The following is a 15,657-nucleotide window of genomic DNA, read 5'->3' as shown; positions in this document are numbered from 1 at the left end:
TCCGCGCGTTCTTCGGACCGCTGCGCTGATCACTCGCCCGCGAGCGCGGCGATCAGCGCGCGCTCGACCATCGGCCGCGGCATGCGTGGTACCTCCGTGGCCAGCGTGCCGAAGGTCGACGGGTCCCACTCGAGCTCGAGCGCCGCGTTCACGGCGACGAGCACATCGGTGAATCGATCGACGCCTTCGAGCGGCAGCATCCCGCTCAGCAGTCGCGCGCCCCGCACGGCACGCTGGGAGGTGCCGATGAGCTTGACTTCTCGGCGGGCGTTGATGCTGAACTCGCCGGGGCAGTACTCCCCCGGCACGTCGCCGACCCGGGCGTCGACGCCGAGTCCGCGCAGGGACGCGGCGAGTGCGTCGCCCACCTCGCGGAAGAACCGCGCCTGGTCGATCGCCCCGTCTGCCTCGCGGGCGACCACGTCGAACACGATGCAGCTCTCGTCGTAGGCGACGGCGCGGCCACCCGTCGGGCGGATCGCCGGCGCGAAGCCGCGGTCGAGCGAGGCCTGGCGTGCGGTCTCGAATCCCGGCAACCGGCTCTCCCTCCGGCTCATCGCGACGGTCGGCACCGGGCTATAGAGCCGAACGACCCGCGGCGGCGCGATGGTCCTCTCGGCCACGGCACGGAGGAGCTCGACGGAACGCTCGAGGTCGGTCGCAGCATCCACTCTCTCCTCCTGACGGATGACGAGCGTCGGACCGTTCGACGGCGGCGGGTTGTGGGAAGCCATGAGCGCCACACTCTCACGCGACCGGCCCTGCAGGCGCTCACTCGGGGTCGTTGCCGGTGTCGCGCCCGAGGCGGAACGGCGTCGTGACGCCGCTGTATGCGACGTGGGTCATGAGTCCCTCGGACGCGTGCGGCAGGTTGTGGCAGTGATCCATCCAGATGCCGGGGTTGTCGGCGACGAACGCGACCTCGAACGACTCGCCGTGCGCGACATCGAGGGAATCCACCCACCACGGGCTGCCCGACGACGGTACGCCGTCACGCGCCAGGACGAGCAGGTGGTGCCCGTGGAGGTGCATGGGATGGCCCTCGCCGCTGCTGTTGGAGATGGTCATGACGACGACGTCGCCCTCGTCGACCATGTACATGGGCACGCCGGCACCCAGGCCGCCGTTGATCGTCCACCAGTAGCCGGGGCGACCGTCGAGGAAGCCGGGCAGGCGGCCGATGTCGTACGTGAAGCGGCGATCGGCTGCCTCGGCGTCGAAACCGACCTCGGCCGGTTGCCCGTACGACAGCACATCGAGCTGCTCCCGCGGCGCCGACGTCTCATCGGCCTCGGCACCGTCGGGACCGACGACGAGCGAGGCGCCGGGCACCTGGACGCGCACGGCACCACTGTCGGGCACGCGCACCTCGAGGTCGGCCCGGCCGCCCGCGGTGATCTGCACACTCCGATCGTCGACGGTCGTGGGGCCGACGAGGTCGCTGCCGTCGATCGCCCGCACGCGGAACGACGATCCGGTCACCCACGCGCTCGTCGGCGTCGAGTCGGTGTTGATGAGTCGCACGCGAACGATGTCGCCCGGTGCGGCGTCCTGTCGTCCTTCGCCGACGGCGCCGTTGATCGTGCGCTGGCCGCCTGGATAGGTGTGGATCGCGGCGACGGTGTCGACGGCGGGAGGGTTCGTCGCAGCCGCGGTCGCAGCATCCGTCTCCGAAGCAGGTTCGAGGACGAGCGCGCCGAAGAGTCCGCCGACGACCTGCGGGTGCGACGTCTGGTGCGCGTGGTACCAGAACGTGCCGACCTGCTCGGCGACGAAGCGGTAGGTGAAGTCCTGCCCGGGCATGACGGCGTCCTGCGTGACGCCGGCCACGCCGTCCATCGCGCCCGGAACGTCGACGCCGTGCCAGTGCGCGGTGACACCGTCGGGCACGTCCTCGTTGCGCAGCACCACTTCGACGAGCTGCCCCTCGGTCGCCCGGATGGTCGGGCCCGGGGTGCTGCCGTTGAGGGTGAAGCCGTCGAACGGCTCTCCCCCGGAGAGCGTGACGCGCTCCGCCCGCGCGGTGAGCTCGACCTGGACGTCGGCGGCGCGGTCGGGGTCGGCGATCAGGTCGGCGACGCTCGTCTCGCCGGCCGCGGGCCCGCGGGCCGCGGGCGCTCCCGCTGCCGGCGCGCTGGGACCGTCGGCGCTCGCGTGACCGTGTGCGACAGCGTGGGCGCCCGCCCCGAGACCGCCCCCGAAGTCCGGCACGCCCATGTCGAGCGCCGAGTACGATCCGGGCAGCACGCTGGCCCACCACATCCAGCCGACGAGGCCGATCGCGACGAGGCCCAGCACGGCGCCGAGCCGGCGGGCGAACCACGCCCACCGGCTCTTCGCTGAGGCGGTTCTAGGCGGAAGCACTGGCTGCGGTGGGCGCGGCGACCGCGTCGGCCTGCGTCGCGACGCCACGCTTGGCGTTCAGCCCCGCCAGCAGCGCCGCGGTGAACAGCAGCAGCGCGTTCACGCCGTGGGCGAACCCGAGGAGCGGGATGCCGTGCCCGAACAGCCCCAGCGTCACCTGCAGGATGACGAGCCCGAACACGACGGCGGCGAACGCGACCCCGTGCCGGATCTTCGCGAAGAACGAGATGATCAGCAGGATCAGAGCGAGCGCGGGGATCACGAACATGCCGTTCATGCCGTGGATCATGAAGCCCAGGACCTCCGGGAACGGGGGCGGGCCCTCCTGCGCGGACGCGTCGACGACGCCGCCCTCGGCGATGTACAGGCCGAGACCGGCCGAGGCCCACGCGTGGGACGCGGCCTGCAGCGCGACCAGCGCGCAGATGGCGAACGACAGGATGCGGTAGGTGATACGCATGGTTGCTCCTTGGTGTCGGGTTCAACGACACTCCAGAGCGCCCGAAAGGTGATCTGATACATCGACGGAGCGGAGCCGTCGCCCCTCGGCGCCTGTGGCGGTCGGGGTCAGTGGCGCCGCCAGTGAGGCGGCGGCCCGTCGCTCGGGCGCAGCGGCCGGTACGTCTTCCACACCGTGGTGAAGCGGTAGCCGCCGTACCAGACCGCGGCTGCGGCGATCACGAGCCCGACGACGATGCCGACGGCCACCGCTCCCGCGATCGGGGTGCCGAGCGCTGCGCACAGCCCGCCGGTGAACATGCCGGCGACCGACGCCGTGACGAGGATGCTGAGGATCGCCGACGACCCGAGCACCTGCTCGAGCCCACCACGGTGGCGAAGGAACGAGTACGTCACCGACATGCCGAGCTCGTCGTCGTGCGTCGAAGCGAGGAAGGCCGCCGCCGCAGTCGGATCCACCTCTGCGTAGGCCCCGCGGATGCGGTTCATCGCGACGACGAACATCATGTCCTCTTCCGACACCACGAGCACGCGCATGAGGGTGAGCAGCCCGACGACCGTGAGGAAGCCGAGGATCGCCAGCGCGGCGACGGCGAACCACGATCCGAACCTCGTCGCCTGGCCGAGGAGACCGATGGTGACCAGCCCGGCCGAGACGAGGGTGAGGAAGATCGTGATGCGCGTGAGCACCTCGCTCTGCGCGGTGCTGCGGGCGGCCAGCAGCCCCCAGTGCTCGGTCGCGAGGATCTGCAGTCGGCGCGCGAGCGCCGCGTCGCTCTCGGCCCCGTCCCCGCCGGCCTCCGTCGCCATGGTTCATGGTCCCACCGAGGTCCGGCGGGCGGTAGGCCGATCCGCTGCGCAGCCCGGTGCACAGACGGCAAAACGGCCGGCACGCGCGCGGATGCCGGCCGTCCCCCAGCTCAGGCGGCCGCGCCCTCGGGGTTCTGCGCCCACAGGTCGGGGCCGAAGACCTCGTAGTGGATGCGCTCGCTCGGGATGCCGCGGGCCATCAGCGTCGCGCGCGAGATGCGCATGAACGGCAGCGGGCCGCACATGAACACCGTCGCGTCGTCGGGAAGCTCGACGTCGGCGAGATCCATGAACCCCGGACGCGCCGGGTGGAGCGTCGGGGCGGTCGCAGCATCCGTCTCGTACCAGTTCTGCGCCTTCGCGTCGTCCATCGCCAGCACCTGGCGGCGGAGCGACGCGTACAGGGCGTGCGTGTCGTGTGCGCGATCGGCGTGGAACAGGCGCACGGTGCGCTGCGGCTGGCGGCGCGAGAGGTCCTCGAGGATCGCTGCGACCGGCGTGATGCCGATGCCGGCCGACACCAGCACCAGCGGCTGCTCGGAGTCGTCGAGCACGACGTCGCCGGCCGGCTGCGACACATCGAGCACCGTTCCGGGCTTCGCGTTCACGTACAGCCACGTCGACACCTGGCCGTCGGGCGTGCCGCCGACGCCGCGCACCCGCTTGATCGTGACCCGAAGCGAGTCCCCACGCGGCCCCGACGAGATCGTGTACTGGCGCGGCTGGCGCGACCCGTCGGGCAGATCGACGGCGATCGCCACGTACTGCCCGGTGTGGTGCGATGGCACCTCTCCCGCGACGGGTGCGAGCAGGAGCGAGAAGACGTCGTCGGACTCCTCGAACCGCTCCACCACGCGGTAGCCCCGCCACGGGTGCTCGGGGTCGGTGCCGCCCTCCGCGTAGAGCTTCGCCTCCTCGGCGATCAGCGACGTCGCGAACAGCCAGTAGACCTCGTCCCACGCGGCCTTCACCTCGGGGGTCACGGCTTCGCCGAGCACCGTCCCGACGGCCTCCAGCAGGTGGTGCCCGACGACAAGATACGAGCGGGCCTGGATGCCGAGCGAGACGTGCTTGTGGGCGATCCGGCGCATGACCGGGGTGAAGTCGGGGGCGTCGGGGTCGATGAGCTGCACCGCGAAGGCGACGACCGACGCGGCGAGCGCCTTCGGCTGCTCCCCCACCGCCTGGTTCGCGCGGTTGAAGACGCGAAGGAGCTCGGGGTGGGCGGCGAACATCGCCGGGTAGAAGACCTTCGTGATCTCCTCGGCGTGTTCGGCGACGACACCCGCGGTGGCGCGGACGATGGCTTCGGACTCCGGTGAGAGCTGCATGGGGTTCCTTTCTCGGACCGGACGCGACGCCTTCGACCTTCCTCGGTCCCCGCGCCGGGCGTCGCGCGTTCCACCGGTTTTAAACGGTCGTCCTCCCAGTGCAATCGAAGCCGCCCGGGTTACCGTCGAACCATGCCCCGCCGCGCGCACGACTTCCGCGGACTCACCCAGCCCCGCCGCCTGCAGCTGCTGCAGGCGATCCAGCGCGTGCCCGGACGCCGCGCCGGCGAGCTCGCGTCGGAGTGCGGCATCCCGCTCAACACCGTTCGCGACCATCTGCGCGTGCTCGAAGACGAAGGGCTCATCCGCAGCGAGACGATCCAGGTCGGCGTGCGCGGCAGGCCGCCGGTGGTGTTCCACCCCGTGCGCGAGTCGGCCTCGAGCGACGCGGCGAGCGCGCGCGTCGAGGGCGCAGAGACGCGGGGACGGATGCTGCGTGCCGTGACCCGCACTGAGGCTCCGGCACTTCCCGCCGACGCCGCGCGGCAGCTCGATGTGCTCTACGAGCACCTCGACGACGCGGGACTCGACCCGGCTGTGGACGAGAAGACACTGTCGTTCGACCTCGCGCCCTGCCGGTACCACGACATGATCGACGAGGACCGCGCACTCGTGTGCGGCGTGCACGCGCGCCTGGTGCAGGACGTGCTGCTGCACACCGACGGCCCGCTCGAGCTGGAGCGGTTGGAACCTTTCGTGACGGCGCACCAGTGCCGGCTGCTGCTCACCCGCCGCACCGCGTAGCCGCCAGGAGTTCACCCCCGCCGACGGGACGACGCGTCTAGGCTGGCGCTGTCGGAGGAGGTTCCCATGACCGTCGACATCGAGGTCGTTCCGCTGGTCAAGCCCGACGACGTGAACGTCATCGTGGGGCAGTCGCACTTCATCAAGACCGTCGAGGATCTGCACGAGGCGCTCGCCGGGGTCGGCGGAACGCTGCGGTTCGGGGTCGCGTTCTGCGAGGCATCCGGTGCCCGGCTCGTGCGTCGCACGGGCAACGACGATGACCTCGTCGGCCTCGCCGTCGACGCCGCGCTCGCGATCGGCGCCGGCCACGCGTTCGTGATCATGCTGCGCGAGGGGTTTCCGGTGAACGTCCTCAACCAGGTGAAGGCCGTGCCCGAGGTCTGCTCCATCTACTGCGCGACCGCGAACCCGGTGCAGCTCCTCGTCGCCGTGACCGAGGCCGGCCGCGGCGTCGCGGGCGTCATCGACGGCGAGCCGCCGGTCGGCGTCGAGACCGAACAGGACGTCGCCGACCGCAAGGACCTGCTGCGCGCCATCGGCTACAAGCTCTGAAGCTCCGCCCCCGGTGGATTCGCGACCTCCCGGAAGCCGCTAGCGTCGAAGGGCGCAGTGGTGCGCCGGCCGGGGAGGATCGCAGATGGATCATTTCGACACGATCGTGGTGGGCGCGGGGGTCGCGGGCCTGACCGCGGCTCGCCTGTTGGCCAAGGAAGGCCGTCGCGTCGTGGTGCTCGAGGCCCGCGACCGCGTCGGCGGCCGCGTCTCGACCGACCGCCACTTCCCGGGGACCGTCACCGACATGGGCGCTTCGTGGATCCACGGCATCACCGACTCCCCCGTCGCCGCGGCCGCGGAGGCGTTCGGCATGCGCACCGTCGAGTTCACCGTCGGCGGCTACCAGCCCGACAGCCGCCCGATCGCCTACTACGGTCCCGACGGGAATCGATTGACGGATGCTGCCACCCAGGCGTACATCGACGACATCCACACCGTCGACGCCACGCTGCGGGACGTGGTCGCGGAATCAGCTCCCGACGCGTCGTACCGCGATGTGACCGAGGCCGCGCTCACCGCCCAGGGATGGGACCCGGAGCGCACGCAGCGCGTGCGCGAGTACCTCGAGCACCGGTCGGAGGAGCAGTACGGCGCCTGGATCGAGGACCTCGCCGCGCATGGCCTCGACGACGACTCCATCGACGGTGACGAGGTGGTGTTCCCCGAGGGATACGACCGCCTGCCGCGGCGGCTCGCTGAGGGACTCGACATCCGTCTCATCCATGTCGTGACCGACGTGCAGTGGTCTCCCGAGGGAGTCGTCGTGACGACCGATCACGGGCTTTTCGCGGCCGACACCGCGATCGTCACGGTTCCGGTCGGCGTGCTGCAGTCGGACGAGTTCGTCATCGAACCGCCGCTGCCCGAGCCGGTGGCCGGTGCGCTGAGCAGGCTGACGATGAACGCGTTCGAGAAGGTGTTCCTGCGGTTCCCGGCGCAGTTCTGGGACGACGGCGTCTACGCGATCCGCCAGCAGGGGCCTGAGAGCCGCTGGTGGCACTCGTGGTACGACCTCACCGCGCTCCACGGCACGCCGACGCTGCTGACCTTCGCGGCTGGACCCGCGGCGGTCGGTACGCGGGACTGGACCGAGGACGAGATCGTCGAGTCGATCCTCGTGCAGCTGCGGCGCCTGTACGGCGACCGCGTCGGGACGCCGACGCACGTGCATGTCACGGACTGGCAGGACGACCCGTGGTCGCACGGCTCGTACGCGTACATGACGGTCGGGTCGACGACGGCCGACCACGACGATCTCGCGACGCCGATCGGCGGGGTGCTGCACCTCGCCGGCGAGGCGACGTGGACAGACGACCCCGCCACCGTGCCGGCCGCGATGTTCTCGGGCCATCGCGCGGTCGAGAACGTGCTGGGACGCAGCATCCGTATCGACGGCGCCTGGACCGACTGACGAGATCCCGTCGATCTTGTGGCGGGGTGCGCGGAGTGCGATTCTGCACCTGGGCCCACGAGCGTGGGCCGACCTGGCCGGGAGGACGATGAGATGGCCGCGTCCAGCCCATCACCGCAGGGCGATTTCGTGGTCGATCTCGCGGACCTGTCGGCCGGCGACCTCGCGGCGGTCGGCGGCAAGGCGGCGAACCTCGGCGAACTGATCCGCGCGGGCTTCGACGTGCCGCCCGGCTTCTGCGTCACGACCGAGGCGTACCGGCGGGCGGTTCGCGGTTCGGCCGTGGAATCGGGAACGATCACGGATGCCGCGGCCGCCCGCGAGGCCGTGCTCGACGCGCCGTTCCCCTACGAGGTCGCTCGAGCGGTGCGAGAGGCGTACGACCGCCTGGAGCCCCGGGAGGGTCCCGTGGCCGTGCGGTCGTCGGCGACAGCGGAGGACCTGCCGGGGGCGAGCTTCGCCGGCCAGCAGGACACCTATCTCGACGTGGCCGGCATCGACGAGGTCCTGGATGCCGTCCACCGCTGCTGGGCGTCGCTCTGGACGGATCGGGCGGTCGCGTACCGCACCGCGCAGGGCATCGACGGCGCGGGCGTCGCGCTCGCGGTCGTCGTGCAGCGGATGGTGGATGCCGCATCCGCGGGTGTGCTGTTCACGGCCGACCCGGTGACCGGCCGCCGTCGGCAGGCGGTGCTCGACGCGGCGCGAGGCCTCGGCGAAGCGGTGGTGTCGGGCTCGGTCGACCCGGACCACTTCGTCGTCGACACCGCGACCGGGCGGATCCTCGATCGCCGCGCCGGCGGCGACGGCGATCAGGCGGAGAGCGTGACCGATGCCCAGGTGCGCACGCTGGCCGCACTCGGCGACCGGGTCGAGCACGCGTTCGGCAGCCCGCAGGACATCGAGTGGGCGTTCGACGCCGACGGGCACGCCTGGCTCACCCAGTCCCGGCCGATCACGACGCTGTTCCCGGTGCCCGCACGAGACGCGCCCCTGCCCGCTGCGCATACCCGCGTCTACTTCTGCGTCAGCCTCGCCCAAGGATTGCACCGACCGATCACGCCGATGGGCATCGCCGCCTTCCGGGTGGTCGGCTCAGGGTTCCTCGACCTCATCGGCCGCCGTCCCGCCCGGATCGCCGCCGGACCCGGAGCATTCGCGATCGGCGGCGACCGCATCTTCGTCGATGCGACACCCGTCCTGCGGTCAGCCGTGGGCCGCGAGATCATGCCGCGGGCGCTCGATGTGATGGAGGCGCGTTCCGCGGTCGTGGTGCGTGGGCTCTTCACCGACCCGCGATTCTCGGTGCTTCCGCGGTCACGGCGGCGCTTCGCGCGCGGCTTGATCCACCTGGCAGTCCGCATCCGGCTTCCGCTCCTGATCGGTCAGGCGCTGTTCAGCCCGGCCGCAGCGCAGCGGCGGGTTCAGAGGCTCGCCCGCGAGGTTCGTGCGCGCGACATCCCGGCGGGCGGCGACATTCCGACCCGGGTCGACGCGGTGGTCGATCTGCTCTTCCGGGCGATGCCGCTCGCGCCCCGAAGCCTGCCCGGCGCTCTCGTCGGATTCGGGATGCTCGGACTCGCCGGGCGCCTGCTGCGCGGCTCGACCGAGCCGGGCGAGCTGCAGACCGTGCTCCGCAGCGTGCCCGACAACGTCACGACCCAGATGGACCTCGAACTGTGGGACGTCGCCGTGCGAGCGCGACGCGACGCGGAGTCTGCGGCGGCGCTGCGCACCCGCGCACCAGAAGACCTCGCCGGCGCCTACCTCTCGGGCGCCCTGCCCGCCGTGCTGCAGCGCGTCATGGCGAACTTCCTCGCGCGCTACGGCCATCGAGCCGTCGCCGAGATCGATCTCGGCATGCCGCGGTGGGCCGACGACCCCACCCACCTCTTCGGCGTGCTGTCGGGCTACCTTCGTCTCGACACGGATGCTGCGACCCCCGCGCAGCACTTCGTCGCCGGCGCGCGCGACGCCGAGGCGATGATAGAGACCCTCGTCGGCCGCGCACGCCGTCGAGGCCGCCTTCGCGCAACCGCCGTCGCGTTCTGCCTGCGGCGTGCCCGGGCGCTCGTCGGCATGCGCGAGATGCCGAAATTCCTCATGATCACCGCGATGCGCCGGGCACGGGCGGAGCTGGCCGACATCGGCGTCGAGCTCGCCGCCGCGGGACGGATCGCGGATCCGGAGGATGTGTTCTTCCTCGACTTCGACGAGACCACGCGCGCCGCGGCCGGAACCGACATGCGCGCGACCGTCCGCGAGCACCGGGACCGCTATGACGCAGAGCTCCGGCGGCGCCACGTGCCACGGATGCTGCTGTCCGACGGGACGGAACCCGAGGCTGTCGGCGCCGGCTCCCCGGCGGATGGCCCCGGGACGCTGCGCGGGACTCCGGCATCGGCCGGCACCGTTACGGCGCCCGCGCGGGTCATCCTCGACCCGGTCGGCGCCGAACTGCAGCCCGGAGAGATCCTCGTCGCCCCGTCGACCGATCCTGGCTGGACGCCGCTGTTCCTCACGGCAGGCGGCCTGGTCATGGAGATGGGCGGCGCCAACAGCCACGGCGCCGTCGTCGCTCGGGAGTACGGCATCCCGGCGGTCGTCGGCGTTCCGCGCGCGACCGACGCGATCACGACGGGGACCGAGGTGACGGTCGACGGAGCGTCGGGTGCCGTCAGGTTTGCACTGCGCGAAGACTGACACGGCGGGACCGTATTGTTGGATGCGGTCCATGAATACGGGGAGAACTGTTACGCCCGCACATTGACACACGCTCGGAGATCGACTTAGTTAGGCTAGGCAAACCTAACAGAAGGAGCCCTCCCCGTGCTCGACCTGCTAACGCGCCCCACCGCTGAGGCCTACCGCTCCCTCATCGCACAGACCTCGTCGCAGGTCGCCGATCGATTCGAGACGACGACGCAGCCGTTCTCGGGCGCCTCCCGCGCCGAGCTGCAGACGCTCGTCGACGGCGTGGCCCTCGATGGCGACGGAATCGGCTCGTCCCAGGCCATCCGCGAGATCGACCGGCTGTTCCTCGAGCACGCCGTGTGGTTCCACCACCCGGCCTACGCCGCCCACCTCAACTGCCCGGTCGCACTGCCCGCGGTCGCCGCCGAGACCGTGCTCGCGGCGGTCAACACGTCGGTCGACACGTACGACCAGTCCGCCATCGGAACGCTCATGGAACGTCGCCTCATCGCATGGATCACCCGGCGCGTCGGCTTCACCCACGGCGGCGGCGTCTTCACCTCAGGCGGCACGCAGTCCAACCTCCACGCGCTGCTGCTGGCGCGCGAGGCCGCGCTGACCACGACGCCGCTCCCCCGGCCGCGCGCCCTCGCGCGGCTCGTGATCTTCGCCACGGCGTCGAGCCACTTCAGCGTCGGCAAGTCCGCGCTCCTGCTGGGCCTCGCCGACGACGCGGTCGTCGAGGTCGCCGACGACGGCGAAGGACGGATGGATGCTGCCGCCCTGGCGGTCGCGATCCGCGAGGTCGCAGCATCCGGTCGTCTTCCGATGGCTGTCGTGGCGACAGCCGGCACGACCGACCGCGGCGTGATCGACCCGGTCGCCGCCATCGCCGACGTCTGCGACGAGCACGGCGTCTGGCTGCACGTGGATGCGGCCTACGGCTGCGGACTGCTCGTGTCGCCGCGGCGCCGGCACCTGCTCGCGGGCGTGGAGCGCGCGCGGTCGGTGACCGTCGACTTCCACAAGAGCTTCTTCCAGCCGGTGTCGTCGAGCGCGATCCTGGTGCGCGAGCCGCGCGACCTCGCGGCGGGAGCCTGGCACGCGGACTACCTCAACCCGCTCGAGAACGACGAGCCGAACCAGGTCGACGTGTCGCTGCAGACCACGCGCCGCTTCGACGCGCTGAAGCTGTGGGTCACGCTGCGGGCGCTCGGCGCCGACCGGATCGGCGAGATGTTCGACACGGTCATCGATCTCGCGGTGGCGGTGGGCGATGAGATCGCCGCGGATCCCGAGCTCGAGCTCGTCGGCCGGACGCAGCTCAGCACCGTGCTGTTCCGCGTGCGCCCCCAAGGCGTCGACGACCAGGCGCAGGACGCCCTCGTGGCGGGCGTCCGGCGCGTGCTGTTCGAGTCGGGCCGGGCACTCGTCGCGAAGACCGTGATCGACGGGCGACCGTGCCTCAAGCTCACGCTGCTGAATCCCGCGACCACGATCGACGACATCCGTCAGATCCTCGCGATGGTGAAGGATGCCGCCACCACCCTCGCCGGCATCGCGCCCGAGTTCGACGCGGCTCTCGCGGGTGCGGAGGCGTCCGCATGACCGCACACGTGCACGACCTCGTCGGCGTCGGGATCGGCCCGTTCAACCTCGGGCTGGCGTGCCTGGCGGAGCCCACCGGGCTCGACGCCGTGTTCCTCGACCGCGCCGACGGGTTCCGCTGGCACCACGGCATGATGATCGAGGGCGCCACGATCCAGGTGCCGTTCCTCGCCGACCTCGTCACGATGGCCGACCCGACGTCGCCGTTCTCGTTCGTGAACTGGCTCAAGCAGACGGGCCGGCTCTACCCCTTCTACATCCGCGAGAGCTTCTACGCGCTGCGCACCGAGTACGACGCGTACTGCCGGTGGGCGGCCGGGCAGCTGCCGAACCTGCGGTGGAACCACGAGGTGATCGCCGTCGAGCACGACCCCGCCGACGACGTGTATGTCGTGCGCGCCATGCGCACCGACACCGGTGAGGAGAGCGAGCTGCGCGCGCGGCACGTCGTGCTCGGCGTCGGCACGCAACCGGTCATCCCGCCCGCCCTCCGCGGGCTCGACGGCCCGGTGATCCACAGCTCGGAGTACCTGGACCAGCGCGACGCGCTGCGCGCATCGGGCTCGATCACGGTCGTCGGCAGCGGCCAGTCCGCGGCCGAGATCTACCGCGACCTGCTCGAGGGCGCGCGGGACGGCGGGTACCGGCTCGACTGGATCACCCGGTCGCCGCGGTTCTTCCCGATGGAGTACACCAAGCTCACGCTCGAGATGACGTCGCCGGAGTACACCGACCACTTCCACGCGCTGCCGATCGGCATCCGGCAGCACCTCGGCCGCGAGCAGCGGAGCCTGTACAAGGGCATCTCGGCCGACCTCATCGACGACATCTACGACACCCTTTACCGGCTGAGCGCGGACGGCGCCGTGCCGACGACGCTGCTCACCGACACCGAGGTGACGGCCGCCGAATGGGACGGCTCCCGGTACCGGCTGCAGCTCCGCCACGCGCAGATCGACGGCGAGCATGCGCGCGACACCGCGTCCCTCGTGCTCGCCACCGGTTACGCGGCCCAGACGCCGCCCTTCCTGACGCCGATCGCCGACCGCCTCGATCACGACGTGCTCGGCCGGCTCGCGGTGGCGCGCGACTACAGCGTCGACGGCGGGCGCGGGCGGGTGTTCGTCCAGAACGGCGAGGAGCACACGCACGGTCTCACCGCGCCCGACCTCGGCTTCGGCGCGTGGCGCAACTCGTCGATCCTCTCCTCGATCACCGGTCGTGAGGTCTACCCGATCGAGCGCCGCATCGCCTTCCAGGACTTCGGAGTGCCTGCCGACGTGCCGGCGACAGTCGGGGCCGCCCGATGACGCTCGCGACCGCCATCGCCCGGGCCGACCCCCAGCGCGACGCCGCCATGCTGCAGCAGTGGCTCGCCGATCCGCATGCCGCCTTCTGGGGCATGGGCGACCTCGACGTCGCCGCGGTGCGCGACTACCTCTCGGGTGTCGTCGCGGACCCGAACCAGGACGCGTGGCTCGGCCTGGTCGACGGTGTCCCGACCTTCTTCGCGGAGACATACGACCCGGCGCAGGTGCTGCTGCGCGGCATCCACGATCCGCTCCCGGGCGATCTCGGCATGCACGTGCTCATCGCGCCGCCCGATGGCGAACCGCGCCACGGCCTCACCGACGCCGTCTTCGCCGCGGTCATGGCGTGGTGCTTCGACGAGCTCGGCGCGCAGCGGGTCGTGGTCGAGCCCGATGCCCGCAACGACCGCATCCGCCGCAAGAACCTCCGGGCCGGCTTCATAGAGCTGCGCTACGTCTCGATCGACGAGGGCGATCACAGCAAGACCGCGGTGCTGTCGGTGTGTACGCACGACGACTACGCCCGCTCCGAACTCGCCGCCGCCGCGGCGCCCGCACTCGCACGAACAGGGATCCTCGCATGACCGCCCCCGCTGCCCACCTCTCCCCCGCACACCTCGCCTACGCCCAGCGGCATCTCGTCGCCAAGGCGATCGCCGAGTTCAGCCACGAGCGACTGCTCTCTCCCGAACCCGTCGTCGGCGGCTGGCGCGTCACCGTGCCGGACGCCGACGCGCAGTACCGGTTCGAGGCGGTCCGCACCGAGCTGGAGCACTGGGTCGTCGACGAGGCGAGCCTGCGCCGGCTCGTGGACGGCGAGCCCGCCGAGCTCGACGCGCAGGCGTTCATCCTCGAACTGCAGCCGGTGCTGGGCCTCTCCGACCAGCTGCTGCCGATCTACCTCGAGGAGATCGCGTCGACCCTCGCAAGCGCGGCCTTCAAGCTGGCCCAGGCCGGGCCCTCGGCCGACGAACTGCTCGCCGCCGACTTCCAGACGATCGAGTCCGCCATGACCGAGGGGCACCCCGGGTTCGTCGCGAACAACGGGCGCATCGGCTTCGGCGTCTCGGCGCACGCCGCCTACTCCCCCGAAGCGGGCCGTCCGTTCCGGATGGTGTGGCTCGCGGCGCGCCGGTCGCACTCGCATCTCGCCGTCGGCGCAGGCCTGGACGAGGCATCCCTCCTGTCGGGTGAGCTCTCGCCCGCCGAGCACGCGCGCTTCGCGGAGCGCCTGGCCGAGCTCGGCGAGGACCCCGCCGACTTCCACCTGCTGCCGGTGCACCCGTGGCAGTGGGAGAACCGCATCGCGATCACCTTCGCGCCCGACATCGCCCGTTGCGACCTCGTGCTGATCGGCGAGAGTGACGACGAGTACCGCGCGCAGCAGTCGGTGCGCACGATGTTCAACGCGACGCACCCCGACCGGCACTACGTGAAGACGGCCCTGGCGGTGCAGAACATGGGGTTCCTGCGCGGTCTGTCGCCGGCGTACATGCGCGTGACACCCGCCATCAACGACTGGGTCGCCGAGCTCGTCGCCGGTGACGCCACGCTGCGCGATTCGGGGTTCCGCGTGCTGCGCGAGCGCGCGTCGATCGGGTACACCGGCGACGCCTACCACCGCACCCCGGCGCCGTCGGCGCACCGCAAGATGCTCGCCGCGCTCTGGCGCGAGAGCCCCGTGCCGCTGATCGCGCCGGGCGAGCGACTCGCCACGATGGCCTCGCTCCTGCACCGCGACGCGAGCGGCCGCTCGTACGCGACGGCGCTGGTGCGCGCATCGGGGGTCGACGCGACGACGTGGGTGCGCGCGTACCTGCGGGTCTACCTGCGCCCGCTCGTGCACTGCCTGCTCGCGCACGACCTCGCGTTCATGCCGCACGGCGAGAACCTCATCCTCATCCTCGACGAGCACGTGCCCACCGGCGTCTTCATGAAAGACATCGGCGAGGAGGTCGCGCTGCTCGCCGACCGCTTGGTGCCGGAGGACGTCCGCCGGGTCGTGTCGCCGGTCGACGACGAGGAGAAGGCGCTCGCGATCTTCACCGACGTGTTCGACGGCGTGCTGCGCCACCTCGCCGGCATCCTGCACACCGACGGGACGCTGCCCGAGCGCGAGTTCTGGCGGATCGCCGCCGAGATCATCGACGAGCACGCGGCGCAGCATCCGTGGATCGAGTCCCGCGTGGATCTGCGCGCCGACGCGTTCGCGCACTCGTGCCTGAACCGCCTGCAGCTGCGCAACACGCTGCAGATGGTGGACCTGACGAACCAGTCGGCGTCGCTGATGTACGCGGGCACGCTGTCGAACCCGGTCGCACGTTCGCGCGTCGGCTCGGCTGCGCTGCGGGAGTCTGTGGGAGTCTGA

At 71.4% G+C, this 15,657-nt stretch carries 13 protein-coding genes; 8 read left to right on the top strand and 5 right to left on the bottom strand.

Annotation, left to right across the window (positions count from 1 at the left end; all coding sequences use genetic code 11):
* Positions 1-29: 29 nt before the first annotated feature.
* The 5 genes from ACVN90_RS07170 to ACVN90_RS07150 all read right to left on the bottom strand — a co-directional run bounded on the left by ACVN90_RS07170 (position 30) and on the right by ACVN90_RS07150 (position 4,964).
* The gene (locus ACVN90_RS07170) at positions 30-734 is read right to left on the bottom strand and encodes a lipoate--protein ligase family protein (protein WP_475101447.1); all 705 of its coding nucleotides are present in this window, start codon (positions 732-734) and stop codon (positions 30-32) included.
* Positions 735-771: 37 nt separating this feature from the next.
* The gene (locus ACVN90_RS07165; RefSeq protein ID WP_475101446.1) at positions 772-2,298 is read right to left on the bottom strand and encodes a multicopper oxidase family protein; all 1,527 of its coding nucleotides are present in this window, start codon (positions 2,296-2,298) and stop codon (positions 772-774) included.
* A 52-nt stretch (positions 2,299-2,350) separates the two neighbouring features.
* On the bottom strand, positions 2,351-2,824 hold the full coding sequence (locus tag ACVN90_RS07160; protein WP_475101445.1) for a hypothetical protein: 474 nt from the start codon (positions 2,822-2,824) through the stop codon (positions 2,351-2,353).
* 107 nt (positions 2,825-2,931) lie between these two features.
* Positions 2,932-3,633, bottom strand: a complete 702-nt coding sequence (locus tag ACVN90_RS07155) for a hypothetical protein (RefSeq protein ID WP_475101444.1) — start codon at positions 3,631-3,633, stop codon at positions 2,932-2,934.
* 110 nt (positions 3,634-3,743) lie between these two features.
* Entirely contained in the window at positions 3,744-4,964 is a 1,221-nt protein-coding gene (locus tag ACVN90_RS07150) for a globin domain-containing protein (RefSeq protein ID WP_475101443.1), read from the bottom strand.
* Positions 4,965-5,096: 132 nt separating this feature from the next.
* Between ACVN90_RS07150 and ACVN90_RS07145 the strand changes: the two genes are divergently transcribed.
* From ACVN90_RS07145 to ACVN90_RS07110, 8 genes are all read left to right on the top strand, one after another.
* Complete coding sequence (locus ACVN90_RS07145; protein WP_475101442.1) at positions 5,097-5,708, top strand: helix-turn-helix domain-containing protein; 612 nt, start codon at positions 5,097-5,099, stop codon at positions 5,706-5,708.
* A gap of 66 nt (positions 5,709-5,774) precedes the next feature.
* Positions 5,775-6,263, top strand: coding sequence for an adenosine-specific kinase (locus tag ACVN90_RS07140; RefSeq protein ID WP_475101441.1), 489 nt, complete (start codon positions 5,775-5,777; stop codon positions 6,261-6,263).
* An 85-nt stretch (positions 6,264-6,348) separates the two neighbouring features.
* Positions 6,349-7,677, top strand: a complete 1,329-nt coding sequence (locus ACVN90_RS07135; protein WP_475101440.1) for a flavin monoamine oxidase family protein — start codon at positions 6,349-6,351, stop codon at positions 7,675-7,677.
* A 93-nt stretch (positions 7,678-7,770) separates the two neighbouring features.
* Positions 7,771-10,380 carry a PEP/pyruvate-binding domain-containing protein gene (locus ACVN90_RS07130; RefSeq protein ID WP_475101439.1) on the top strand — a complete coding sequence of 870 codons (2,610 nt, stop codon included), beginning with the start codon at positions 7,771-7,773 and terminating at the stop codon, positions 10,378-10,380.
* A gap of 126 nt (positions 10,381-10,506) precedes the next feature.
* Entirely contained in the window at positions 10,507-11,979 is a 1,473-nt protein-coding gene (locus tag ACVN90_RS07125; RefSeq protein ID WP_475101438.1) for a pyridoxal phosphate-dependent decarboxylase family protein, read from the top strand.
* Positions 11,976-13,289 (top strand): lysine N(6)-hydroxylase/L-ornithine N(5)-oxygenase family protein, encoded by a 1,314-nt coding sequence (locus tag ACVN90_RS07120; RefSeq protein ID WP_475101437.1) that lies wholly within the window; start codon positions 11,976-11,978, stop codon positions 13,287-13,289. The genes ACVN90_RS07125 and ACVN90_RS07120 overlap by 4 nt, the downstream gene beginning before the upstream one ends.
* Positions 13,286-13,873: a GNAT family N-acetyltransferase gene (locus tag ACVN90_RS07115; RefSeq protein ID WP_475101436.1), complete on the top strand. Its 588-nt coding sequence runs from the start codon at positions 13,286-13,288 to the stop codon at positions 13,871-13,873. Before ACVN90_RS07120 ends, ACVN90_RS07115 begins: the two co-directional genes overlap by 4 nt.
* Positions 13,870-15,657, top strand: a complete 1,788-nt coding sequence (locus tag ACVN90_RS07110; RefSeq protein ID WP_475101435.1) for an IucA/IucC family protein — start codon at positions 13,870-13,872, stop codon at positions 15,655-15,657. The genes ACVN90_RS07115 and ACVN90_RS07110 overlap by 4 nt, the downstream gene beginning before the upstream one ends.

It is taken from the genome of Microbacterium sp. F01 (assembly GCF_056156365.1).
Note: the sequence above shows the minus strand (reverse complement) of the source record. Positions and strands in the feature narration are given on the sequence as shown.

What these genes read in the sequence shown, in the direction of transcription:
- ACVN90_RS07170 (WP_475101447.1), bottom strand. Translation starts at nt 734, where the DNA reads ATGGCTTCCCACAACCCGCCGCCGTCGAACGGTCCGACGCTCGTCATC.
- ACVN90_RS07160 (WP_475101445.1), bottom strand. Translation starts at nt 2,824, where the DNA reads ATGCGTATCACCTACCGCATCCTGTCGTTCGCCATCTGCGCGCTGGTC.
- ACVN90_RS07155 (WP_475101444.1), bottom strand. Translation starts at nt 3,633, where the DNA reads ATGGCGACGGAGGCCGGCGGGGACGGGGCCGAGAGCGACGCGGCGCTC.
- ACVN90_RS07150 (WP_475101443.1), bottom strand. Translation starts at nt 4,964, where the DNA reads ATGCAGCTCTCACCGGAGTCCGAAGCCATCGTCCGCGCCACCGCGGGT.
- ACVN90_RS07145 (WP_475101442.1), top strand. Translation starts at nt 5,097, where the DNA reads ATGCCCCGCCGCGCGCACGACTTCCGCGGACTCACCCAGCCCCGCCGC.
- ACVN90_RS07140 (WP_475101441.1), top strand. Translation starts at nt 5,775, where the DNA reads ATGACCGTCGACATCGAGGTCGTTCCGCTGGTCAAGCCCGACGACGTG.
- ACVN90_RS07135 (WP_475101440.1), top strand. Translation starts at nt 6,349, where the DNA reads ATGGATCATTTCGACACGATCGTGGTGGGCGCGGGGGTCGCGGGCCTG.
- ACVN90_RS07130 (WP_475101439.1), top strand. Translation starts at nt 7,771, where the DNA reads ATGGCCGCGTCCAGCCCATCACCGCAGGGCGATTTCGTGGTCGATCTC.
- ACVN90_RS07120 (WP_475101437.1), top strand. Translation starts at nt 11,976, where the DNA reads ATGACCGCACACGTGCACGACCTCGTCGGCGTCGGGATCGGCCCGTTC.
- ACVN90_RS07115 (WP_475101436.1), top strand. Translation starts at nt 13,286, where the DNA reads ATGACGCTCGCGACCGCCATCGCCCGGGCCGACCCCCAGCGCGACGCC.
- ACVN90_RS07110 (WP_475101435.1), top strand. Translation starts at nt 13,870, where the DNA reads ATGACCGCCCCCGCTGCCCACCTCTCCCCCGCACACCTCGCCTACGCC.